This window comes from Solwaraspora sp. WMMD791, assembly GCF_029581195.1.
Lineage (GTDB): Bacteria > Actinomycetota > Actinomycetes > Mycobacteriales > Micromonosporaceae > Micromonospora_E.
The window spans coordinates 2,659,000-2,681,005 of the sequence record NZ_CP120737.1; the positions used below are offsets into that span (position 1 = coordinate 2,659,000).

General features: G+C 72.2%; 22 protein-coding genes. 3 read left to right on the forward strand and 19 right to left on the reverse strand.

Going from position 1 to position 22,006, the window contains the following annotated elements; translation table 11 throughout:
- Positions 1-144: 144 nt before the first annotated feature.
- Positions 145-411, forward strand: a complete 267-nt coding sequence (gene rpsT / locus O7623_RS11720) for a 30S ribosomal protein S20 (RefSeq protein WP_282228644.1) — start codon at positions 145-147, stop codon at positions 409-411.
- 206 nt (positions 412-617) lie between these two features.
- Here rpsT and O7623_RS11725 read toward each other — a convergent pair whose 3' ends face one another.
- The 9 genes from O7623_RS11725 to pepN form a co-directional block, all read right to left on the reverse strand.
- Positions 618-1,331 (reverse strand): hypothetical protein, encoded by a 714-nt coding sequence (locus tag O7623_RS11725; protein ID WP_282228645.1) that lies wholly within the window; start codon positions 1,329-1,331, stop codon positions 618-620.
- Positions 1,328-2,311: a DNA polymerase III subunit delta gene (gene holA, locus O7623_RS11730; RefSeq protein WP_282228646.1), complete on the reverse strand. Its 984-nt coding sequence runs from the start codon at positions 2,309-2,311 to the stop codon at positions 1,328-1,330. Before holA ends, O7623_RS11725 begins: the two co-directional genes overlap by 4 nt.
- A 157-nt stretch (positions 2,312-2,468) precedes the next feature.
- Positions 2,469-5,012 carry a ComEC/Rec2 family competence protein gene (locus tag O7623_RS11735; protein ID WP_282228647.1) on the reverse strand — a complete coding sequence of 848 codons (2,544 nt, stop codon included), beginning with the start codon at positions 5,010-5,012 and terminating at the stop codon, positions 2,469-2,471.
- Positions 5,009-5,917: a ComEA family DNA-binding protein gene (locus tag O7623_RS11740; RefSeq protein WP_282228648.1), complete on the reverse strand. Its 909-nt coding sequence runs from the start codon at positions 5,915-5,917 to the stop codon at positions 5,009-5,011. The genes O7623_RS11735 and O7623_RS11740 overlap by 4 nt, the downstream gene beginning before the upstream one ends.
- 142 nt (positions 5,918-6,059) lie before the next feature.
- A complete protein-coding gene (locus O7623_RS11745; protein WP_282228649.1) occupies positions 6,060-6,995 on the reverse strand; it encodes a DegV family protein in 936 nt (311 codons plus the stop codon).
- Between the two features lie 64 nt (positions 6,996-7,059).
- Positions 7,060-7,689, reverse strand: a complete 630-nt coding sequence (locus tag O7623_RS11750; RefSeq protein WP_282228650.1) for a histidine phosphatase family protein — start codon at positions 7,687-7,689, stop codon at positions 7,060-7,062.
- Complete coding sequence (gene rsfS, locus O7623_RS11755; protein ID WP_282228651.1) at positions 7,686-8,084, reverse strand: ribosome silencing factor; 399 nt, start codon at positions 8,082-8,084, stop codon at positions 7,686-7,688. Before rsfS ends, O7623_RS11750 begins: the two co-directional genes overlap by 4 nt.
- Before the next feature lie 111 nt (positions 8,085-8,195).
- A complete protein-coding gene (gene nadD / locus O7623_RS11760) occupies positions 8,196-8,807 on the reverse strand; it encodes a nicotinate-nucleotide adenylyltransferase (protein WP_282228652.1) in 612 nt (203 codons plus the stop codon).
- 57 nt (positions 8,808-8,864) lie between these two features.
- The gene (gene pepN / locus O7623_RS11765) at positions 8,865-11,408 is read right to left on the reverse strand and encodes an aminopeptidase N (RefSeq protein WP_282228653.1); all 2,544 of its coding nucleotides are present in this window, start codon (positions 11,406-11,408) and stop codon (positions 8,865-8,867) included.
- Positions 11,409-11,518: 110 nt separating this feature from the next.
- On the opposite strand from pepN, the gene O7623_RS11770 reads away from it, so the two are divergent.
- Both O7623_RS11770 and O7623_RS11775 read left to right on the forward strand, forming a co-directional pair.
- A complete protein-coding gene (locus O7623_RS11770; RefSeq protein WP_278114053.1) occupies positions 11,519-11,737 on the forward strand; it encodes a DUF397 domain-containing protein in 219 nt (72 codons plus the stop codon).
- Positions 11,738-11,803: 66 nt separating this feature from the next.
- Positions 11,804-12,268 carry a class I SAM-dependent methyltransferase gene (locus tag O7623_RS11775; RefSeq protein ID WP_282229712.1) on the forward strand — a complete coding sequence of 155 codons (465 nt, stop codon included), beginning with the start codon at positions 11,804-11,806 and terminating at the stop codon, positions 12,266-12,268.
- A 148-nt stretch (positions 12,269-12,416) separates the two neighbouring features.
- Here O7623_RS11775 and O7623_RS11780 read toward each other — a convergent pair whose 3' ends face one another.
- From O7623_RS11780 to O7623_RS11825, 10 genes are all read right to left on the reverse strand, one after another.
- Entirely contained in the window at positions 12,417-13,430 is a 1,014-nt protein-coding gene (locus O7623_RS11780; RefSeq protein ID WP_282228654.1) for an NAD(P)-dependent alcohol dehydrogenase, read from the reverse strand.
- 51 nt (positions 13,431-13,481) lie between these two features.
- Positions 13,482-13,709: a helix-turn-helix transcriptional regulator gene (locus O7623_RS11785; RefSeq protein WP_348775140.1), complete on the reverse strand. Its 228-nt coding sequence runs from the start codon at positions 13,707-13,709 to the stop codon at positions 13,482-13,484.
- 3 nt (positions 13,710-13,712) lie between these two features.
- Positions 13,713-14,132: a hypothetical protein gene (locus O7623_RS11790; protein WP_282228655.1), complete on the reverse strand. Its 420-nt coding sequence runs from the start codon at positions 14,130-14,132 to the stop codon at positions 13,713-13,715.
- 72 nt (positions 14,133-14,204) lie between these two features.
- The gene (locus O7623_RS11795; protein WP_282228656.1) at positions 14,205-14,627 is read right to left on the reverse strand and encodes a hypothetical protein; all 423 of its coding nucleotides are present in this window, start codon (positions 14,625-14,627) and stop codon (positions 14,205-14,207) included.
- Positions 14,628-14,685: 58 nt separating this feature from the next.
- Positions 14,686-15,147, reverse strand: coding sequence for a GNAT family N-acetyltransferase (locus O7623_RS11800; RefSeq protein WP_282228657.1), 462 nt, complete (start codon positions 15,145-15,147; stop codon positions 14,686-14,688).
- Between the two features lie 109 nt (positions 15,148-15,256).
- Positions 15,257-16,762, reverse strand: a complete 1,506-nt coding sequence (obgE, locus tag O7623_RS11805) for a GTPase ObgE (protein WP_282228658.1) — start codon at positions 16,760-16,762, stop codon at positions 15,257-15,259.
- A 206-nt stretch (positions 16,763-16,968) separates the two neighbouring features.
- Positions 16,969-17,226: a 50S ribosomal protein L27 gene (gene rpmA, locus O7623_RS11810; RefSeq protein ID WP_278114042.1), complete on the reverse strand. Its 258-nt coding sequence runs from the start codon at positions 17,224-17,226 to the stop codon at positions 16,969-16,971.
- Between the two features lie 9 nt (positions 17,227-17,235).
- On the reverse strand, positions 17,236-17,550 hold the full coding sequence (rplU, locus tag O7623_RS11815) for a 50S ribosomal protein L21 (protein ID WP_282228659.1): 315 nt from the start codon (positions 17,548-17,550) through the stop codon (positions 17,236-17,238).
- A 194-nt stretch (positions 17,551-17,744) separates the two neighbouring features.
- Positions 17,745-20,963 (reverse strand): Rne/Rng family ribonuclease, encoded by a 3,219-nt coding sequence (locus O7623_RS11820; protein WP_282228660.1) that lies wholly within the window; start codon positions 20,961-20,963, stop codon positions 17,745-17,747.
- 143 nt (positions 20,964-21,106) lie between these two features.
- Entirely contained in the window at positions 21,107-21,982 is an 876-nt protein-coding gene (locus O7623_RS11825) for a TIGR03936 family radical SAM-associated protein (RefSeq protein WP_282228661.1), read from the reverse strand.
- Between the last annotated feature and the right edge of the window lie 24 nt (positions 21,983-22,006).

Below are 22,006 nucleotides of genomic sequence, written 5' to 3' on the forward strand. Positions count from 1 at the left end.
CGCCGCCAGTATGCATCGCCGTCGTTCGCGGCAGGGCCCAGTCGCCCTCCCCCACGCCAGCGGGTGCGTCGGCGGCGACGTACGCCACAGGCGGATTGTCATTTGGTCGTTTTCGATTTCGGATGAGCAGGGCGAGGCTGTCGCGTGGCGAACATCAAGTCCCAGATCAAGCGCAACCGGCAGAACGAGAAGCGTCGGCTGCGCAACAAGTCGGTCAAGTCGGCGCTGAAGACCGCCGTCCGCAAGTTCAACGAGGCCAGCACGAACGGTGACCCCGAGCAGGCCGCGGCGCTGATGCGGGAAGCGAGCCGCAAGCTCGACAAGGCGGTCAGCAAGGGTGTGATCCACAAGAACCAGGCGGCGAACCGCAAGTCGGCGATCGCCAAGCGCCTGCAGTCGCTCGCCTCCTGACGGGCGCGGACACTCCGACATTTCCGCAGCGCGCGGTGTCGATCAGCTGATCGACACCGCGCGCTGTCGTCATGGACGCGCGCTGTCGTCAGCGACGCGCTTATGTCTGGGCGAGCGTGCCGGTTGCCCCGCCACCGCCGCCCAGGTCGAACCCGGAAGGGCTGTCGCGCCGCGCGGCTGTGGTCGCGACCTGACATCGCTCTCGGTCAGTCGCTGCCCTGGGCGCCGGACCGTGGCGTACCTGCGGCCCCCGGCACGACGTCGAGCAGGACCGTCGGTCCGGCCAGCGCCGCACACGCCGCCGGGTCGACGGTCGGCACCGTCTCCAGGTAGACAGTGGGTGCTGCCAGCGCGGCACGGGTAGATGCCGACATCGACCCGGGGTGGGCGCCGGCGAGCCGCCGGATCCGGATCCCCGGTCCGACGACCGGCCGCACCCCGTCGTCGTGCCCAGGCAGGACGGGCCGACCGCCGACCACCGGCCGGGGCGTACGGCCGACCGCCGGTGTCATGTCCCAGCGGAACCGCTCCTGCTCACGCTCGGGGACCAGTTCGGCACTGCGGTGGACGGCGGCGGCGACCACGTCGTTGACCTTGACCATGACCGCCACTGCCACTGCCAGCACGAACATGCCCCACCATGGGATCAGTTCGGCCAGGGCCAGCAGACCGCCGGCGACCAGGCTGCCTTCGAAGAACAGCAGGCAGGTCAGGCCGTTGGGACGAAGGTGACGCAGCCGCAGCACCCGGGCGTAGAGCGGCGGGAAGTCGTCGACATCGTCAAGGTCCGCATCGATCTCAGCGAGATCCGAGCTGGTGTCGGCGAGGTCCGCGTCGATGCTGCCGTCGTCGGCCGGGGTCCGCACGAGCGCCGATGGTCCGGGGTGCGCCAACCGTTGCTGGATTCGGGCCGGCCTCATCGGCGGTCACCGCCGCGCCGCGCCTGCGCGACCGCGACCACGGCCCGTTCCAGGGCGTACCCGCGGTCGTCGGAGCCGCCTTTGACGTCGGCGTTGCACCGGGCTGCTGCGTGCATCGCGTCGACCAACGCCTCCGGGCTCCACCCTCGGCTCTGTCGCTGCGCCCGCTCGATCTTCCAGGCGGGCATACCGAGGCTGCTCGCCAGTTGGTACGAACTCCCCCGGCCGGCCGAGGCGACCCGGGCGACGGTACGGATACCGTCGGCCAGCGCGTCGGCGATCGGCACCGGATCTACTCCGACGTGCAGCGCCCACCGCAGGGCCTCCAACGCGCCGGGTACGTCCCCGATGATCGCCGCGTCCGCGACGGTGAAGCCGCTGACCTCGGCCCGCCCCCGGTAGTACCGGCCCACTGTCGACGCGTCGATCCGCCCGCTGGTGTCCGCCATCAGTTGGGCGCATGCCGCCGACAGTTCCCGCAGGTCGTTGCCGACGGCGGCGAGCAGCGCCTCGGCGGCGTCGTCGGTGCACCGGCCACCGGCACGTCGGAACTCGTCGCGGACGAAGGCGACCCGTTCGCGGTGGCCTTTGAGTTTGGCCGCTGGCACCACGGTGGCCCCGGCGGCACGAAGTCCGTCGGCGAACGCCTTTCCCTTGGCTCCGCCAGCGTGGGTGACCACCAGCGTCACCTCGGGGTCGGGCTGCTTCGCGTATGCCAGCAGGGCGGCGACGAGGTCCTTGCGGGCGTCCTGCCCGCTGCGCAGAACGAGCAGCCGACGTCCGCCGAACAGTGACGGGCTGAGCATCTCGGCGACCTCACCGGCGGCCACCGTACCGGCCTCGTACTCGCGCACGTCGGCGTCGGGGTCAGCTGTGCGGGCGGCCTGGACGGCGTCGGACACCGCCCGGGTGGACAGCAGTTCCTCGTCGCCCAGTACGAGCATGACGGCAGGCGGTGCGGCAAGATTCACGCCCGCCATGTTCGCACGGCCCGTAGCGGCCACAACAACCCCCACTTTGGCTCTGCGTAGCGGTTCGATCACTCTTCGATAATAGGGACATTTATCATCGAGTTACGACCAACTGCCACGGACCGATCGGCGAGTCGGACCCTGGTGCCGTCCACGGGCATCGTGGCTAGCGGCCCGGACTGCCGTCGGTGGCGTCCAGGGACCGGGTCGACACCGCGAGCTGGCCGTCGCGGCGGATCACCGCGAGATCACCGTCCAGATCGGTCCGCAGCACCCGCGCGCCACCGGCCGCCAGCCGGGTGAGCACCCCAGGATCCGGATGGCCGTACCGGTTGCCCACCCCGACCGGCACCACCGCGACGGCCGGATCGACGGCGTCCAGGAAGGCCACCTCCTGCAGCGCCGAGCCGTGATGGGCCACCTTGAGTACGTCGGCCCGCAGCCCCGCCGGACCGAACCGCTCCAGCAACGCGCGCTGCGACTCGTGCTCGGCGTCCCCGGTGAGCATGACCCGCACTCCGCGTACCGTGGCGAGGAGCATCAACGAGTTGTTGTTCGGATCGGACCTGGTCCCGACGAACGGCTCGACCGGCCCGAGGACCACCAGCTCGACCGGCCCGTACCGGTAGGTCCAGCCGGCCGGCACCGCACCGACCGCGACCCCGGCACGTGCCGCCGCAAGTCGCACGGCGTCCCGCCCGGCTGACGGCTCCGGCCAGCCGGTCGTGGCCACCGCACCCACCTGCCGGTGCCGCAGGACACCCGCGACACCGGCCACATGATCGGCGTGGAAGTGGCTGACGACCAGCAACGACACTGACCGGATGCGCAGTCGGCGCAGGCACCGGTCGGCCGCCGCCGGGTCCGGACCGGCGTCGACCACGACGGCGGTACGCGGACCCGCCGGCAGCACCACCACATCGCCCTGACCGACCGCGCAGACCGCCACCACCCAGCCAGCAGGCGGCCAGCCCGGAGCGACGAGCCGCACCGGCAACGCCCCGATCACCGCGCCGACGGCGACGACCGCCAGCAACCGACGGGTGAGTCCGTGCCGTGCCAGCAGCAGTACGGCGACCGACAGCGCCGCCAGCGACAAGGCTCCGGCCGCCCCGTCGGGCCACGGCAACGCGCCCGCTGGTGTGGCCGCGCCGTGCCGGGCCACCAGCACCAACCACCACGCCGGCCAGTGACCCGCCCAGGCCACGAACTCGGCTCCGGCCGGCCAGACGACGGAGAGGACAGCGGCGGCGACACCACAGACCGTCGCCGGCGCGATCGCCGGCACCGCCAACAGATTCGCCGGTACGGCGACGAGGCTCACCGTGCCGGAGAGTCCCGCCACCACCGGTGTGCAGGCGAACTGGGCGGCGGCCGGGATCACCAGGGCGTCGGCCACGCCCTGCGGCACGCCACGTGCCACCAGCGCTTCCCGCCACCGGGGGGCGAGCAGCAACAACCCTCCGGTCGCCAGGACGGACAGGGCGAAGCCCGCGTCGACCGCCAACTGTGGATCGATCATGACCAGCACCGCTACGGTGGTCGCCAGTGCGGGCAGTGCCGCCCGTTGGCGACCGGTCGCCAACGCGAGCAGCGCTATGGCACCCATCAGGCCGGCGCGCACGACGCTCGGCGACGGGCGGGCCAGGATCACGAAGCCGACCAGCGCGACGGTGCAGGCCGCAGCCGCCAGCCCGGGACCGGCCCGGCACCATCTCACCAGCAGCAGCACGAACCCGACGATGATCGCGACGTTGGAGCCGCTCACCGCCACCAGGTGGGTCAGCCCGGTGGCCCGGAAGTCCTCCTCGACGCCGGGGTCGAGTCGGCTGGTGTCCCCGACCACGAGGCCCGGCAGCAGGCCACCCGGCTCGTCGGCCAACTCGGCGCAGGCGCGTTGCAGGCCGGCCCGAAGCGCTCCGGCGGCCCGTTGCGCCAGACTCGGCCGGCCGTGTGGCACCGGCTCCGCATCGGTGGAGAGTACCGCCGCCGTGAGGTCTCCGCCGCGGGGTGGCATCAACCGGCCGTCGACCCGGATCTGCTGACCGGGCAGCAGGCCGGCCCAGCCTCCGCTGGTGCCCAGCACCAACAGCCGGACCCCGATGCCGAACCGGCCAGTGGCGGCGGCCCCCTTCGCCGCGTCGTTTCCCTGGTCCGGCGCGGTCGCCGGCTGCCGCGACCCGGCGTCGGCCGGTCGCACCACGACCAGCCGGGTCGCGACGAGCCAGAGTGCCGGGCCGGCGACCGCGGACCGGATCTGCCGTGGGTCGTCGCGGACGACCAGGTCGACGGTGACCGCAGCGTGCGTGTCGACCAGGCCGGCGAGTGCGCGAGCATCCCGGACCGCGACCTGGGCGGTCGCCGCCGCACTCCCGCAGACGACGCCGATCGCCAGAGCCACCGCGATCCAGCCGAACCTACGGGTCCGGCGCCACCACGCCCGACCGGACCAGCGGCCGTCCGCCCCACCGGGTGGGTCCCCGTACGACCAGCGGCCGTCCGCCCCACCGGGTGGGCGGCGCCGCGCCCGGCTGATGATCGACATCCCGACGACCAGCCCGACCGCGACCGTCACACCGCCGACGATCAGTGCCACGCCACGGCTGACGGATCCGTACACGACCGCGAGCGCGGCCAGCCAGCAGGCCGTGGCGAAACCGGCCAACCGCAGGTCAGGCAGATCGGTCGGGCCGCCCTGGCCGGTGCTCACACGATCACCAGGTCACGCAACTGCTCGAACCGGGCATCGCCGATCCCACTGACCTCGCGCAGATCCGCGACCGTCCCGAACCCGCCGACCCGCTCGCGGTGGTCGACGATGCGCTGGGCGAGCACCGGCCCGACTCCGGGCAGGGTCTCCAACTGCTGCAGGGTGGCGCTGTTCAGGTTGACCTTGCCCCCACCGGCGGAACTGCCCGTGCCACTGTGCCCGCCGCCACCGGGTACGCCGGGGTCGAGGACCACACCGGGCGGTGGGGTCGCGCCGACCGCGACCAGTTCACCGTCGGTGACCTGTCTGGCCAGGTTGAGCCAGGCGAGGTCGGTGCCGGGCAGCGCGCCGCCCGCTGCAGCCAGCGCGTCGGCGACCCGCGCCCCGGCGGGCAGGGTCACCAGGCCGGGCCGGTGGACCCGACCAGTCACGGCGACGACCACCTCGGCCGACACGGTGCCTGTGGCGGGGTCGGTTGTCGCCGCCCCGGTCGGCGGGCCGCCGCTGACCGGATCGTCGCTGATCGGGGCGGTGCTGCCGACCGCCGTCGACAAGGCCGGCGTCACCGGGTCGACCGGTGGCCGGGACCGCCAGGCCAGGAACGCGGCGACGGCCACCACCACGACGGCGACGGCCGCGAGTGCCTTGACTCCCCGGTGACCGGGATCGAAGGCCGCCAGCCGACCCGGCCCGCCCGTCGCAAGCCCGTCGGCGGGAGGCTGCTCCCACTCGGCGGGATCGTCGTCGGCCTCCCCGTCGACACCGTCGACGGGGCCGAGGGAGCCCGTTGGGTCGGTCGACCCGCCGGGACCACCCAGGATCGTGGAGGGCGATGGGGACGGTGAGCGGCTCGCCGGCTGGCGGAGCCGGGCCAGCCGCCGTCGGACTGTGTCGTGGTCGGTCACGCCCCGAAGCTAGGCATCCCGCCCGGCGTGCGGTCGTCGACCGGACGCCACCTGTGGACAACCGCTGCCGCTGTGGACGGGGCGACACGTCGAGCCGCCGTGTGCTACAGCGCGGCCCGCCGTCCCGGCCTGACCAGGCTGCCTAACCAGCGCGCCGGTGCACCACGATCGACATCAGACCGGGTCCGGCGTGCGCGGTCACCACCGCCCCGATCGGCGCCACGTAGCTGTCCCGCAATCGGTCGCCCAGCCGGTCGGTCAACTGGGCGAGCAGCATCGTGGCGCGGTCCGGATCGGCCAGATGGTGTACGGCGACGTCGACCGCCGCCGCGTCCCCGGCTTCCGCCCAGGCCAGATCCACCAACTTCGCCAGCGCCCGGGTGGCGGTACGGACCTTGTCCCGTAGCACGATCCGCCCGTCCTGCATGTGCAGGATCGGCTTCACCGACAGCGCGGTACCCAGTATTGCGGAGGCAGCGGTGATCCGCCCGCCCCGGCGCAGGTGCTCCAGCGTGTCGACGTAGAACAAGGTCCGGGTCCGGGCCGCCGTCTCGACCGCCGTCGACCGTACCGCGTGCAGGTCGCCACCGGCGGCCGCGACGGCGGCCGCGGCCAGGGCGGGAAAGCCCAGCCCCATCCCGGTCGAGCCGCTGTCCACCACGGCCACCCGGTCCGCTCCGACCTCGCGGGCCGCCAGTTCGGCGGCTTCCACGGTGCCGGAGAGTCCGGCGGACAGGTGCACCGACACGATCGCCGACGCCCGACCCGCCGGGCCGTCCGAGCCCGCCGGGGTACGCGGGCCTTCCGGGTCGTCCAGGCCGTCGGTGGCCTGTGGGCCGTCCGGGGCGAGCAGGCGCCGGTACGTCTCGACGAACTGCTCCGGTGCGGGTCGGGAGGTGCTGACCGCCGGTCGACGGACCGACAGCGCCCGGGCCACGTCGGCCGGGGTGAGGTCGAGGCCTTCCTGGTGAGCGACGCCGTCGACGACCACGGTCAACGGCACCACCGTGAGGCTGGGCCGGTCTGCCAGCGTAGCGGGCAGGTAGGCGGTGGAGTCGGTGACGACCGCGATGGGCATTCCGGCACGGTAGCCGATGATCACACTGACCGGCGGGACTGACCGACGCGCGGTCCGCGCCCGGTCACACTGGTGCCGGGATGTCCCGGGTGCTGGTGACCCCGACGTTGTGTGCCCGTAGCTGCCAGCCACGCGCCGGATCGTGCCGCAACTCGGTCCAGTGGCAGTTCTGCAGCGGGGCGACCGTGCGTAACACGTCGGTGCCCCAGCCGAGCAGGTGGCCGCAGCCCTGCCGGGCGGCTCCGCCGTGGGTGGCGACGACGACCGTGCCACCGGGGGCAGCGTCAGCGGCGTCCTGCAACGCTTCGCCGACTCGTTTGCCGAGGTCGTCGAGGCTTTCCACCTCGCAACCGGGTGCCTGGTCGCCGGAGCGCCAGCGGGCGTGCTCGGCGGGGAACCGTTCGGCGATGGTCGCCATGGTGAGCCCTTGCCAGAGACCGTAGTAGCGTTCGCGTAGCCGGCGGTCGGTCCGCACCGGAAGGCCGGTGAGGGCCACCAGCGCCGCCGCGGTGTCGGCGGCGCGCTGCAGGTCACTGGCGACGATCACGTCCGGCCGCAGCGCGGCCAGCAGCGGCGCGGCGGCGACGGCCTGCGCCCGACCGAGGTCGTTGAGGGCGGTGTCGGTCTGGCCCTGCACCCGGTCGCCGGCGTTCCAGTCGGTGTTGCCGTGCCGCCAGACGATCAGCCGGGTCATTCGGCGGCGCCGGCCTCGGCGTCGACCAGGTCCCGGTCGACGAACGGAATCACCGGGCAGTCCTTCCAGAGCCGGTCGAGCGCGTAGAACTCGCGCTCCTCGGAGTGCTGGACGTGCACGACGATGTCGTTGAAGTCGAGCAGGACCCACCGGCCGGCGCGGTCACCTTCGCGGCGGATCGGCTTGGCCTTCTCGGGCAGCCCGACCAGGCTCTCCTCGATGGCGTCGACGATCGCCAGCACCTGGCGCTCGTTGGGCGCCGAGGCGAGCACGAAGGCGTCGGTGATCGCCATCCGGTCGGCCACGTCGATGACGACGATGTCCTGCGCCTTCTTGTCGGCAGCGGCCTGGGCGGCCGTGAGGGCCAGCTCCCGCGCGCGCTCTGAGGCGCTCATCGGATCACCTCGACAACACTCCTTCAGCTAGGCGGCTTTCGCTGCTCTAGCCTCTCACACTCGGCCGAGACGGTAATCGGGATAAAGCGCTCAAACCCACAACAATCCGTATCATTCACTCGAAGATTCCGGTTCGTACAGCCGGCGTTTGGCGATGTACTGCACCACACCGTCCGGCACCAGGTACCACAACGGCTTGCCGGCGGCGACCCGTGCCCGGCACTCGGTCGACGAGATCGCCATCGCCGGCACCTCGACCAGGGTCACCGTGTCGGCCGGCAGATGCGCGTCGGACAACTCGAAGCCCGGCCGGGTCACCCCGATGAAGTGCGCCAGCTCGAACATCGCGTCGGTGTCTTTCCAGGACAGGATCTTCTCCAGGGCGTCCGCCCCGGTGATGAAGAACAGCTGCGCCTTCGGTCCGTACACCGCCTGCAGGTCACGCAGCGTGTCGACGGTGTACGTCGGCCCCGGCCGGTCGATGTCCGCCCGGCTGACCTGGAAACGCGGGTTGGAGGCCGTCGCGATCACCGTCATCAGGTACCGGTCCTCGGCCGGGCTGACCGTCAACCCGGCCTTCTCCCACGGATCCCCGGTCGGAACGAAGACCACCTCGTCGAGCGCGAACCGCTCCGCCACCTCGCTGGCCGCCACCAGATGCCCCTGGTGGATCGGATCGAAGGTGCCGCCCATGATGCCGACCCGACGGGTGCCAACGTCCATCGACGAATCGTATGCCGATGATCTCCACGAACGAGCGGTCGCGTGGCGTAGGCAACACTATCGGGTGCCTGCTCCCGCTTTGTACCGACGGCGGGCGGCCAGCGCGCGGTCCAGGTCGTCGGCCGAGTCGGTCACCACCCGGCGCAGCCCAGGGGTCAGATCGTCGCGGGCGAGCAGTGCGGCGGCCGCCGTACGGGTCCGCTCACTCACCGCGTAGCGGGGGAAGGCCAGCTGCGCCACCCGGTCCGCCACCCACGCCGAACGCGGCCGGCTCGCGGCCGGCATGTCCGCGACGTACCGATCGACGTACGGGGCGGTCAACTCGGCCTGCTCCGGCTGCCAGAACCCTTCGGCGTACGCCTCGACGATCCGGTTCGACAGGCTGACGTCAGCGACGATCGCCTGCCAGACGCGCTCCTTGCCCGCGACGTCCGGCAGCGCCGCCCGGCATTTCGCCGCCCACTGCTCACCGGCCGCGCTGCGGTCGCGCCCCAGCTCGGCGTCGATGTCGGCCATCTCGATCCCGCCGAGCACCGCCAACCGGTACAGCAGCAGCCAGCGCAGTTCGGCGTCGACGGCGATCCCGGCCGGCACGTCGCGCCCCGCCAGCCACCCCCGCAACAGCTCGACGTCCGCGCTCGCGGTGATCGCGCCGCGCGCGGCCGCCAACCGCACCGAACCGTCCTGCGGCGCGGCGGCCAGCAGTCGCAGGCAGGCGGCGGCGAGCCGGGACCGCAGCGCCGGCCGGTCCGCCGGGTGCGCGTACCGGTCGATCAGCGCGCCGCTGAGCCGCAGCACGTCCTCGACGACGACCACCGCGGTCTCCGCCGGCAGGGCCTGCGCGATCAGCTCGGCCAGCGCCGCCACCGGATGCTGCGCGTCGCGGACCGCGTCGAGGACGGCGCTCCACGACACCGCTCGGGCCAGCGGGTCGGCCAGCCCGGGAAGCAGCTCCGGCAGGGCGGCGGCCGAGCGAGGATCGAACCGGACCTTGGCGTACGTCAGATCGCCGTCGTTGGGCAGCAGCAGGTCGGCCGCCGGCTCGCCGACCAGCGCCGGCACCAGGGTCCGGCCCCCGTCGACGTCCGGATCCAGATCGACCATCAGCTGGGCCCGCCGCGTCACCGGCTGGCCGGCGGTCGCACCGGCGTCGAACAGGCCCAGACCGATCCGGTGCGGCCGCAGCACCGGATGGCTGTCCGGCGCGGTCTGCACCAGAGCGACCTCCTGGTAGTTGCCGGACCCGTCGACGATCACCTCCGCCCGGATCGTGTTCACCTGCGCCTGGCGTAGCCACCGTGCCGCCCAGCCGGACAGATCCCGACCACTGGCCCTGGTCAGCGCATCGAGCAGGTCGGCGAGCGTGGCGTTGCCGAACCGGTGCGCGGTGAAATGGGCCCGCAACCCGGTCAGGAACGGCTCGTCGCCCAGCCAGGCCACCAGTTGGCGCAGCACCGAGGCACCCTTGGCGTACGAGATGCCGTCGAAGTTCAGCAGCGCCTGGGCCGCGTCGGCGACCTCGGCAGGTGCCACCGGGTGCGTAGACGGCCGCTGGTCGGCCGCACAACCCCAGGCCTTGCGCACGATGCCGAACGTCGTCCAGGCGTCGGTGAACCGGGTCGCCTCGGCGGTCACCCGCACCCCGAGGTACTCGGCGAACGACTCGTTCAGCCACAGGTCGTCCCACCAACGCATGGTGACCAGGTCGCCGAACCACATGTGGGCCATCTCGTGGGCGATGGTGGTGGCCCGGGTCTCCCGCTGGCTGTCGGTGACCGCCGACCGGAAGACGTAGTCGTCGCGGAAGGTGACCAGCCCCGGGTTCTCCATCGCACCGGCGTTGAACTCGGGCAGGAACGCCTGCCCGTACCCGCCGAACGGGTAGCGCACGTCGAACAGCTCGTGGAACCGGTCCAGGCACTGCCGGGTGACGGTGAAGATCTCCTCGACGTCGGCGTCCAGATGCTCGGCGAGGGAACGCCGGCAGTAGACGGCCAGCGGGATGCCGTCGTGCTCGGCGTGGCGGGCATGGTACGGCCCGGCGATCAGGGTAACGAAGTACGTCGCCAGCGGTGCCGTCGGCGCGAACTCCCAGCGACCGTCGACCGGTTGCCCGGTCGGTTGGCCGTTGGCCGCCACCGTCCACTGCGGCGGCGCGGCGACCCGCAGCCGTACCGGCGCCTTCAGATCGGGCTGGTCGAAGCAGGCGAAGATGCGCGGCGCGTCGTCCAGGAACGACATGGCGTACAGGTACGTCTCGCCGTCGGCGGGGTCCACGAAGCGGTGCAGCCCCTGCCCCGAGTTCGAGTACGCCATCCGGGACTCGACAATCAGCGTGTTGCGCCCGGCCAGCCCGGTCAGCGGAAACCGCTTGTCGTCAAGCGTCGCAGGGTCAAGATCGACGTCGTTGAGCCGTACCCGGGTCAGCGTCACGGGGGCGACCTCGACGAAGGTCGCCGCTCCCGGCGTGGCCTGGAACTCGATCACGCTGGTCGACCCGAACTCGGTGTCGCCGGTGGTCAGATCGAGGTCGATGGTGTACGACTCGACGGTGATCGTCGCGGCGCGTTCGACGGCCTCGGCGCGGGTCAGGCTCGGCATCCGACCATCCTGCCGCACACCCGGGCAACGGCGGCGGCTAGCCTGTGCCGGTAACCGGGCGTGTACCGCCTGACATTTCCGCGTGTTTTTCCGTGCAGAAGGAGTCGAGGATGGCGCAGCACCCCAAGGGCGATTTCGACCTGTCCCGTGCGGTGTGGCAGCGGGCCGAAGGTGACGACTCCGAGGGCGCGGTCGAGATCGCGTTCGTCGACGACCTGATCGGGATGCGCAACTCGGCCGAGCCGGACGGGCCGATCCTGGTCTTCACTCAGGCCGAGTGGGACGCGTTCGTCGCCGGTGCCCAGGACGGCGAGTTCGACCTGGACTGATCGTGCGGTCGCGGCGACCCGGGGCGCACGGTCCACCCCGGGTCGCCGCCACCCCAGCTCAGCGCGTTGATCCCGGCCGCGCGGTGGAAGCCGGGATGTTCGAGTACGTCGGCACTGGTCTCGCCGTGCGGCCCGACCGCCCCGCAGAACAGCGGCTCGACGCTGCCGCTGGCGCCGTTGGTCGAGGCGGCGGTCGGGGTCGACGCGGATGCCGGCATGCTCGCCGAGGCGGCCCGCCGCGCCGACCGGGTGGGCGCGACCAACATCGAGTGGCGTCGGCTACGGGCCGAGGAGTTGCCGGCCGGTCTGGGCACCTTCCGGGCGGCCTGGGTCCACGTCCATGCCACCACGCATCGCGGCGCGGACGGCGACGATCCGCACCCGCGACCGCCGTGGGACCACATCGACGAGCGGGTCGCCGACTACCTCGGGCCGGTGCGCCGGGCCGGGCAGGGGCTGCTCCCTGCGGGGACCCGATCCGGCGAGGAGGACGTCATGCGCCGGCGTGTCGTCCGGTCCCACATCAACTGATCATGGGGTTCACCGACAGCGTGGCGAGTCAGATGTGGCACCAGCCCACCCGGACAGGATTCGCGCTCGCCAGCCGCCCACCGCTGTGCACGTACGTGCACAGCAGGAGAGATGAGCACGTACGTGCGCACCGAGGCGAGTGCGGTGGTCAGTCTGCGCAGCGCAGGACGGCCTGGCCGCGTACCTCGCCGGCGGTGACGTAGCGGATCGCCTCGGCCGCCCGCGCCAGCGGGAACGTGCGGTCCAGCACCGGTCGGACCGCCCCTGACTCGATCATCCCGGTGATGGTGACCAGGTCGTCGCGGCTGTCGGTGTGGATCACCGGTCGGGTGCGGAGCCGGCGCAGCGGCGCCAGCGCCATGCCGCGCAGCCACCGGTCGACGCCCATGAACCACCGGCCGCCGGTGCCGCCGACGTAGACGATGGTGCCGCCGGGGAGCAGTACGCGGGCGCAGTCGGCCAGCGACGGGTTGCCGTACAGGTTGATCAGCACGTCGAAACGGCGGCCGAGGTCGCGCAGCGGTGTGGTGGTGTAGTCGACGACCTCGTCGGCGCCGAGCCCGGCGACCAGGTCCATCTTGCTGGTCCGGCACATGCCGGTGACGTGGGCGCCGGACGCCTTGGCGAACTGGACCGCGTAGGTCCCGACGCCGCCGGACGCTCCGGTGATCAGCACCCGACGGCCCGTGTCACCGGCGGCAGACGGCGAGTCCCCGGTGCCGGCGGGCCGCAGACCGGCGCCGTCGCGGACCGCCTGCAGCGCGGTGAAGGCCGCGATCGGCACCGCCGCCGCCTGTTCCAGGGTGAGGGTGGTCGGAACCGGCACCAGTTGCTTCTCCGGCACCGAGGTGTACTCGGCGAAGGTGCCGGCGGCCCAGCCGTACACCTGGTCGCCGGGCCGCAGGGTGGTCACCGCCGTACCGGTCTCGACGACGGTGCCGGCCAGATCGTAGCCAGGGATCCGGGTCTTCGGTCGCCGCCAGCCGGTGATCGGCCGGGCGACGTACGGCAGCCCTCGGGCCAGGTGCCAGTCGGTGCCGCTGACCGGCGTGGCGTGCACGCGGACCAGCACGTCACGCTCGCCCGGCACCGGCCGGGGAACGTCGCGCAGGACCATCACGTCCTGCGGCGGGCCGTACGCGTCCTGGGTGATCGCTTGCATGGCGGGTCCTCCGAACGGGGTGGCGGACGGGGTGGCCGAGCGGGTGGTCGGTCAGGCGGTTTCGTCGTCGGCGTACTGGAAGACGGCGTCGAGCGGGACCGTGAAGACGCGGGCGATCTGGAACGCCATCTCCAGCGACGGCGAGTACCTGCCCTGCTCGATGGCGATCACCGTCTGCCGGGTGACGCCGAGTCGTTTGGCCAGCTCGGCCTGGGTCATCTCGCCGTTGGCGAAGCGCAGGGCCCGGATCGAGTTGGTCACCCTGGTCGGTTTGCCCACGCGTCACCACCCCCGCCGGTACGCGACGATCTTGACGATCGCGCCGATGGAGGTGGAGACCACGAAGACCGCGTAAATGGCGTTGGCGATCCAGAAGTGGTCCAGCTCGGCCAGGGTGAGCCCGAGCGGCAGCACCATCCCGACCGACAGGATCAGCCCGGAGACGTAGTCACCTTGCCGGTTGATGTCCTTGTCGCGCACGTCGATCTGGTAGGTCTCGCTGGGCGCGGCCATCTCGACCACGATCCGCACGACCATCGCGCCGACGACGGCGATGCCGATCGCCCACAGCATCGTCGACACGTACGGTGCCTCGGTCAGCGGCTGATCACCGGCGCGGCGCACGACAGCGACGACGTAGCCCACGAACGTGCCCAGGGTGGTCACCAGGAACACCCAGGTGCCCTTCTCCTCGTACGACACCGCACGCTCCTCGTGTAAAGGAAGTTTGACATCCCCAAGGTAAAGAAGACCCGACAGGATGTCAATAATCTTTTACACTGCCGGTCTGGCCCAGAGGGCGTCGTCGAGCAGGATGGGCCGCCGGTCCGTCGGCGTCACCAGGTGGACCCCGAGCAGCCGTACCCCGACCCTGCCGCATGTGTCGTACGCGGCGTGGAACCAGACCCGGTCCGGGTCAGTGACCGTGCTCGACCCGGGTCGGGTCAGCACCACCAGCATCGAACCGTCCCCCGCCCGCTGGGCGAGCGCGGTCGCGAAGATCTCGACCGCCTGGCGACAGGCAGCCGGATCCGGGTTCGCCGGCAGATCGTCCACCGGGCAGTGGATCTGCACCCGGTCCGCACCGTCGCAGAGCACGAACCGGACCCCTCGGCGTTTTCGTTCCCATCGCTCGATGGCGGCCGCCAGATGCGCGTCAATGGCCTCGATGCTATCCAGAACCGGCGAATCGCTCATGGCCCGACATCGTCCACCATTGCCCCGACATCGGCCACCCCGTCGCCGGGACGTGCCGTCATGCGGCGGCGGCGGGGAGCCGCTTTTCGAAACAGACGCGGTACGGGCCGGCGGGGTCGTCGCCGCAGGCCGGAATCTGTGCGTACCCCGCCGAGGCGTACAGACGCAGCGCGACCGTGAGGTTGCTCCCCGTCTCCAGTCGGAACACCGTGTGGCCCAGGGCGTACGCCGACTCCTCCAGCGCGGTCAGCAGATGCCGGGCGATCCCCCGGCCCCGGTACGCCGGCCGCACGTACATCCGGGTGATCTCGGCGGTCTGCCCGTCCACCGACCGGACGGCCCCGCAGGCCACCGCGCGCCCGTCCACCACGCAGACCAGGTACCGGGCGTCGTCGTGACCCGGTCGGCCGATCGCCACGACCGGCCGACCGGCATCGGCCGCCTCGGCCAGCTCGCGCTGCTGGGTCGCGACCAGCGCGGCGACCTCCGGGTCGATGGACGGGCGACGCTCGATTAACACTCTGTCACGATAGGCGCGACGCGTTTCCTGGAGGTTTCGTCCAGTTGGCCAGGATCAGGCCCGACTCCGACAACTCGCCGATCAACCGGCCATACAGATACCGTAACGTTCAGTTACTTTCGGGTATGTTCGCTCGCGGACCTGCCGGGTCGCCGGTCACGGCCCCGGCGGTCTCGCCAGCGCCACCGGCCGACGCGCCCGCGACGTCCTCGAAGCGCTGCCGCCGTGCCTTGCGGTCGGCGAGCCGCTGGGCGGCGCCCACCCGCGTCGACGGCTCCTCCAGCCGCACGTCGGTGCCCCGCGAACCCGGTACGTACTCCACCTCGGCGAAGTGCTCAGGCCGCCAGTCGAACTCCCACGAGCCGATCCGGACCAGCGCACCCGGCTCCGCTCCCGCCTTGGCCAACGCCTCCTCCACCCCGAGGCGCGCCAGCCGGTCGGCCAGGTAACCGACGGCCTCGTCGTTGTCGAAGTTGGTCTGCCGTACCCACCGCTCCGGCCGGGTGCCGCGGATCCGGAACTCGCCGTCGGCCAGCGGCTCCACGGTGAATCCGGCGTCGTCGACCGCGGCGGGGCGCAGCACGATCCTCGTCGGCTCCAGCTCCGGCGCGTTCGCCCGGGCGTGCGCGACCATGTCGGCCAGGGCGTAGGTCAGCTCCCGCAGCCCTTCCCGGGTGGCCGTGGAGACCTCGAAGACCGGCAACCCCCGGGCGGCCAGGTCGGCGCGGACCAGCTCGGCCATCGCGCGACCGTCCGGCACGTCGATCTTGTTCAGGATCACCAACCGGGGGCGGTCGGCCAGGCCGCCGTACGCCGCCAGCTCGGCCTCGATCGCGTCGATGTCGGCCATCGGGTCCCGCCCCGGCTCGAGCGTGGCGGTGTCCACCACGTGCGCCAGCACCGCGCACCGCTCGATGTGGCGCAGGAACTCCAGACCGAGTCCCTTGCCCGTCGCCGCGCCGGGGATCAGGCCGGGCACGTCGGCGACGGTGAAGGTGTGTTCGTCGGCGCGGACCACGCCGAGGTTCGGCACCAGGGTGGTGAACGGATAGTCCGCGATCTTGGGTTTGGCCGCCGAGATCACCGAGATCAGCGACGACTTGCCGGCCGAGGGGAACCCGACCAGTCCGACGTCGGCGACGCTCTTGAGCTCCAGTACGACGTCGAGCTGTTCGCCCGGCTCACCGAGCTCGGCGAAGCCGGGGGCCTTGCGTCGGGCGCTGGCCAGTGCGGCGTTGCCCCGACCACCCCGGCCACCCCGGGCGATCTCCAGACTGGTGCCCACGCCGACGAGGTCGGCCAGCACCTCACCGTCGAGGGTCAGCACGCTCGTCCCGTTCGGCACCTTGAGCACCAGGTCGGCACCCTTGGCGCCGTCGCGGTTGCCGCCAGCGCCGCCCTTGCCGTTCTCGGCCTTGGCGTGCTGCCGGAAATGGAAGTCCAGCAAGGTGTGCACCTGCGGATCGACGACGAGGGTGACGCTACCGCCATGCCCGCCGTTACCGCCGTCCGGGCCACCGAACGGCTTGAACTTCTCCCGGTGGATCGAGACGCAGCCGTGCCCGCCGTTGCCGGCCAGTACGTGCAGCACAACCCGGTCGACGAAGGTCGTCACAGCCCTATCCTCTCCTCGATCACGCGGTCTGCGGGAGCAGATCCGCCACCCGCCCCACGCGTCAGCATGACCGGACGTCGTCGCCGACGGCGACGCACACGACAAAGCGGGCCGGGACACCAGGTCCGCAGCCCGCTCGTCGCGTTCTACTCGACACGTCGCCGTCGCGACGCCAGCGGCCGCCGTAGCGGCGCTGTCGGCAGTCGCTACTGCGCCGCCGGCACGATGTTGACCGTCTTGCGGCCACGCTTCGTGCCGAACTGCACCGACCCGGCGGCCAGCGCGAAAAGCGTGTCGTCGCCGCCCCGGCCGACCAGGTCGCCGGGGTGGAACTTGGTGCCACGCTGGCGGATCAGGATCTCACCGGCGCTGACGACCTGACCGCCGAAGCGCTTGACACCGAGGCGCTTGGCTTCCGAGTCGCGACCGTTGCGCGAGCTGGATGCACCCTTTTTGTGTGCCATGTCTGGTGCCTACTTCCCGTTCGAGATGCCGGTCACCTTGACCTGGGTCAGCGGCTGGCGGTGACCCTGGCGCTTGTGGTAGCCGGTCTTGTTCTTGAACTTGTGGATCCGGATCTTCGGACCCTTGGTGTGCGCGGCGATCTCGCCGGTCACCGCGACCTGGGCAAGCGCGGTCGCGTCGGTCACCAGGTCGTCGCCATCGACGAGGAGCACTGCGGGAAGCGCCACCGCGTCGCCGGGGGCACCGGTGAGCTTCTCGACCTCGATCACGTCGCCCTCGGCGACCTTGTACTGCTTGCCGCCGGTCTTGACGATCGCGTACATCGGACGCGGACTCCTGTCGTTTGTCGCTGGCGGATGGTGTTCGTGACGGTTCGTCACCCTCGCGGCGATCCGTACGGACACGGCACCGAGAGTGGCGGACCTTGAGGTCACGGGCACACGGGAACCTGGCGCACCGGGTACGCCACCGGCAAGACTACGCCATGCCGGTGGCGTCCCTCAAATCGGTGCCCCGCTCAGGGGCGGGTACGACGTCGGGTACCGGTTCGGCGCACCCGGCGCCGGCCTCCGGAGGCGTGCTCCCCGGCCGAGACGTCCGATTCCGGGTCGTCCTCGTCCGGATCGCCGGCGAGATCCGGGTCGCCATCCCCAGCGAGGCGGGTCGACGCCGCCCCGTTGCTGACCGGCTCCGCCTCGTCCACCTCGTACCGGGACAGGTCGTAGCCCATGGTCTCGTCCTCGTCCTCCGTCGCGGCCAGGACCGGCTGCGGGCTGACGACACCAGAACCGCCGATGACCCCGGTGATCACCCCGGAGATGACCGGCCCGGTCGACGGGCCGGCCGGTGCGGCGGCAGCCGGCGGCTCCGGCGCCACGGCCTGCTCCGGCGCCACGTTGGTCTGCGGCACCACGGGCGACTGCGGCCCGGTACCCACTGGCGCGGCGGCACCGGGCAACTCGGTCACGTCAGCCGCAGCCTCGGCCACCTCCGGGGCGACCTCGACCACGTCCTCGATGATGTCAGCCGCCGCCTCGGCGACCTCAGGTACGACCTCGGCGGCCTTGCGGGCCCGGCGTCGACCGGCAGCCGTCGTCGGCGCGGCCGGGGCAGCTGGGGCGGCCGGGGCCGCAGCGGCGACCGCCTTGACCTTCTCCCCCGCGCCGCCGCCGGCCGAGCGGGCCTTCTCCGGCACCGGCTCGGTGTGGATGATCAGCCCGCGGCCCTTGCAGCAGTCACAGGTCTCACTGAACGCCTCCAGCAGCCCGGCACCGATGCGCTTGCGGGTCATCTGCACCAACCCGAGTGAGGTGATCTCGGTCACCTGGTGTTTGGTCCGGTCCCGGCCCAGGCATTCGGTCAGCCGGCGCAGCACCAGTTCACGGTTGGACTCCAGCACCATGTCGATGAAGTCGATCACCACGATGCCACCGATGTCGCGCAGCCGCAGCTGACGGACGATCTCCTCGGCGGCTTCCAGGTTGTTACGGGTGACCGTCTCCTCCAGGTTGCCGCCGGCACCGGTGTACTTGCCGGTGTTGACGTCGATCACGGTCATCGCCTCGGTCCGGTCGATCACCAGGTGACCGCCGGAAGGCAGGAAGACCTTGCGGTCCAGACCCTTGAGGATCTGCTCGTCGATCCGCCGGTCGGCGAACACGTCGGCCACCCCGGCGTGCCGGCGCAACCGGGGCAGCAGGTCCGGCGACACGTGCGCGAGATACGACTCGACCATCCCGTACGCGGTGTCGCCCTGTACGACCAGTTCGCGGAAATCCTCGTTGAACAGGTCCCGGACCACCCGGATGACCAGATCCGGCTCCTCGTACAGCAGCGTCGGCGCACCACCGGAGCCGGCCTTGGCCTGGATGTCGTCCCACTGCGCCTGCAACCGCTTGACGTCGCGGGCCAGCTCGTCCTCGCTGGCACCCTCAGCCGCGGTCCGCACGATCACGCCGGCGCCGTCGGGCACCAGCTTCTTCAGGATGTCCCGCAGCCGCTTGCGCTCGGTGTCCGGCAGCTTACGGCTGATTCCCGAGGCGTTGCCGTTCGGTACGTACACCAGGTGCCGCCCGGACAGCGCGATGTGGCTGGTGAGCCGGGCCCCCTTGTGGCCGATCGGGTCCTTGGTGACCTGCACGAGCACCGAGTCACCGGAGCGCAGCGCCTGCTCGATCGAGCGGGCCCGCCCTTCCAGCCCGGTGGCGTCCCAGTTGACCTCGCCGGCGTACAGCACGGCGTTGCGGCCCCGCCCCACGTCGACGAAGGCGGCCTCCATGCTCGGCAGCACGTTCTGCACCCTGCCGAGATACACGTTGCCGGCCATCGTGCCGGACGAGGCCCGGGTCACGTAGTGCTCGACGAGGATGCCGTCCTCCAGCACCGCGATCTGGGTCCGGTCCCCACGCTGGCGGACCACCATGTCCCGGTCGACCGCCTCCCGGCGGGCCAGGAACTCCGACTCGCTCAGGATCGGTGGCCGGGTCCGCCGCTGCTCGCGGCCGTCCCGGCGGCGCTGCCGCTTGGCCTCCAGCCGCGTCGACCCGGTGACGCCCTGCACCTCGTCGACGTTCTTCCGAGGCTCACGGATCTTCACCACCGTCGGTACGCCGTCCTCGGCGCCCGACTCCGCGTCGCCCGATCCGCGACGACGCCGACGGCGCCGCCGACGGGTCAGCGAGTCACCGTCGGCGGTGTCGCTGTCGTCGGCCGCCTCCGCGTCTGCATCCGCCGACGCCGACTCCTCCTCGACGTCGGCGTCATCGTCCGTACCGCCCTTGCCCCGCCCACGGCCCCGCCGGCCCCGGCGACGGCGCCGACGCCCCGCCGGGGTGTCGTCGTCGTCGCCGTCGTCGTCGGTCGCGTCATCAGTTTCGTCGACCGCCACGGCGGCGGCCTCGTCGGGCACCGGCTGCGGCACCGCTTCCTCGCTGTCGGCACCACGGCGGCCACGCCGACGGCGCCGTACCGGCTCGTCGGCCTCGGTGTCGGTGTCGACCGGGACGGCGCTGGCCGTCGTCCCGGCGGCGGCCGGTGCCGGCGCAGTGGTCGCCACCACGGCGGCCCGCCCGACCACAGGCGGTGCGGTCTGCGGGTCCGGGGCCATGAACAGCACCGCGGGCGGGGTGGCGGCGCCGCGCCGCCGGCCACGGGTGGCCGGGGCGGCAACCTCCTCGGCAACCGCCTCGTCGTCGCTCGCCTCCGTCGCCGGGCCGGTCGCCAACGGCTCGGTGGCTGGCGTGGGCGGCCCGGCCGGCTCCACCACCGGCGGTGCCGTCATCCGGGGAGCGGCCGCCGCGCCGGGGGCCGGCTCGCTGGCCTCGACCGCCACCGCCGGCTCAGCGGCCTTCTTGCGCCGGGCCCGGGTCGCCTTCTTCACCGGCTCCACCGGCTCGGCCGGCGCGGGCGTGACGACCTCCCCGGTCGGTTCCGCCGCGACGACCTCACCGACCGGCTCGGCCGCGACCGCCCGGCGACGGCGGGTCCGTGGTGCCGCGGCCGGTTCCGGCGGTGCCTGCCCGCCAGCGTCGGCGGGCGCGTCCGGAGCCGGATCCTCGCCGCCGGCCGCCGGCCCGGCCCCTGTCGGAGCGGCCGGAGCGGCCGGCTCGGCCGCTGCGGCGGCCTTGCTGGTCCGCCGCCGGGTGGTGCGGGCGGGTGCGGATCGGGTCACATCGGCGGTGTCGTCGCCCGGTTCCCCACCGGTACGCTTCCCGCCCTCGGGCTCGTTGTCGAGCATTGGACGTTCTCCAGTTCTGGCCGCCCCGGGCGCGGGTGAGCGCTGCCACGCAGGGTTGCCGCAAAAGGTGTTCCGGCGGTCACACCGCTGGGCTCCCGACCCGGTTGGGCCAAAGACCTGGAGGCAGACCGCCGAAGTCTGGCTTACTGAGCGCCGGCCGGAACACGGCTGGCGTTCACCGATGGCTGTCCGACGCGATCCGCCTCCAACGGATCGACGATCTCCCCCTGCGCGGTCAGTGTTCCCTGTGCTAGCCGGGTCACGCGGGGCGGCACCGGCGGCTCCAGGTCGGCCATGACGCGCAGGCCGGAAAGGACGTCATCGGGTCGTACCGACGGGGTGACCTGCCGGACGACTAGGTCGAGTATCGCACACGGCACCGAGCTGACCTCGGAAGGTAGGCCGTCTGACGGCCGGACACCTGGTCCAGCGGGGGTGGCGGCCCCGGCCGCGACCGTCATACGCAGTACGGCGGCACGGGCGTCGAAGGTACGCCGCCCCTGTTTCGTGAGGCGCTCGACGAGCACCTCCCCGGCGGTGAGGAAGGCGACGACCGCCGCTTCGGCCTGCGCCGACCCGACGCCGGCGAGTTCGATCCGCCAGTGCGAGGCGTCGATCCGGTCGGCCAGGCTGCCGCCGGCCGACTCGACCGCGGCCAGCACGTCGAGCCCGGGTGACAGGGCGGCGTCGAGCGCCACCCGCAGCTCGTCCGGGTCGACGACCCGCTGCAGGCCGATCTCCAGATACTCGGCCTCGCTGGCGACGCCGGTCGGCGCGGCACTGGCGTACGAGATCTTCGGGTGCGGGGTGAACCCCTGAGAGAAGGCGACCGGCACGTTGGCCCGGCGCAACGCACGCTCGAACGCGCGGGCGAAGTCACGGTGCGACGTGAACCGCAGCGGCCCGCGTTTGGCGTACCGGATCCGGATCCGCTGGACGACCGGTGCCTGACCGCCCTCCGGCTGTGGCTTCCTGCTGATCGTGACGCTCCTCGAGAAGGGACAAGGGATGTCCGTCATCCTCGCCCAGCCGGGCGAGGTCCG

Excerpts from the sequence above, each read along its gene's own strand:
- pepN (WP_282228653.1), bottom strand. The coding sequence starts at position 11,408 with ATGCCGAGCCTGACCCGCGCCGAGGCCGTCGAACGCGCCGCGACGATC.
- O7623_RS11820 (WP_282228660.1), bottom strand. The coding sequence starts at position 20,963 with ATGCTCGACAACGAGCCCGAGGGCGGGAAGCGTACCGGTGGGGAACCG.
- O7623_RS11770 (WP_278114053.1), top strand. The coding sequence starts at position 11,519 with ATGGCGCAGCACCCCAAGGGCGATTTCGACCTGTCCCGTGCGGTGTGG.
- O7623_RS11725 (WP_282228645.1), bottom strand. The coding sequence starts at position 1,331 with ATGAGGCCGGCCCGAATCCAGCAACGGTTGGCGCACCCCGGACCATCG.
- O7623_RS11780 (WP_282228654.1), bottom strand. The coding sequence starts at position 13,430 with ATGCAAGCGATCACCCAGGACGCGTACGGCCCGCCGCAGGACGTGATG.
- O7623_RS11795 (WP_282228656.1), bottom strand. The coding sequence starts at position 14,627 with ATGAGCGATTCGCCGGTTCTGGATAGCATCGAGGCCATTGACGCGCAT.
- O7623_RS11745 (WP_282228649.1), bottom strand. The coding sequence starts at position 6,995 with ATGCCCATCGCGGTCGTCACCGACTCCACCGCCTACCTGCCCGCTACG.
- rsfS (WP_282228651.1), bottom strand. The coding sequence starts at position 8,084 with ATGAGCGCCTCAGAGCGCGCGCGGGAGCTGGCCCTCACGGCCGCCCAG.
- O7623_RS11750 (WP_282228650.1), bottom strand. The coding sequence starts at position 7,689 with ATGACCCGGCTGATCGTCTGGCGGCACGGCAACACCGACTGGAACGCC.
- rplU (WP_282228659.1), bottom strand. The coding sequence starts at position 17,550 with ATGTACGCGATCGTCAAGACCGGCGGCAAGCAGTACAAGGTCGCCGAG.
- rpmA (WP_278114042.1), bottom strand. The coding sequence starts at position 17,226 with ATGGCACACAAAAAGGGTGCATCCAGCTCGCGCAACGGTCGCGACTCG.
- nadD (WP_282228652.1), bottom strand. The coding sequence starts at position 8,807 with ATGGACGTTGGCACCCGTCGGGTCGGCATCATGGGCGGCACCTTCGAT.
- O7623_RS11825 (WP_282228661.1), bottom strand. The coding sequence starts at position 21,982 with ATGACGGACATCCCTTGTCCCTTCTCGAGGAGCGTCACGATCAGCAGG.
- holA (WP_282228646.1), bottom strand. The coding sequence starts at position 2,311 with ATGGCGGGCGTGAATCTTGCCGCACCGCCTGCCGTCATGCTCGTACTG.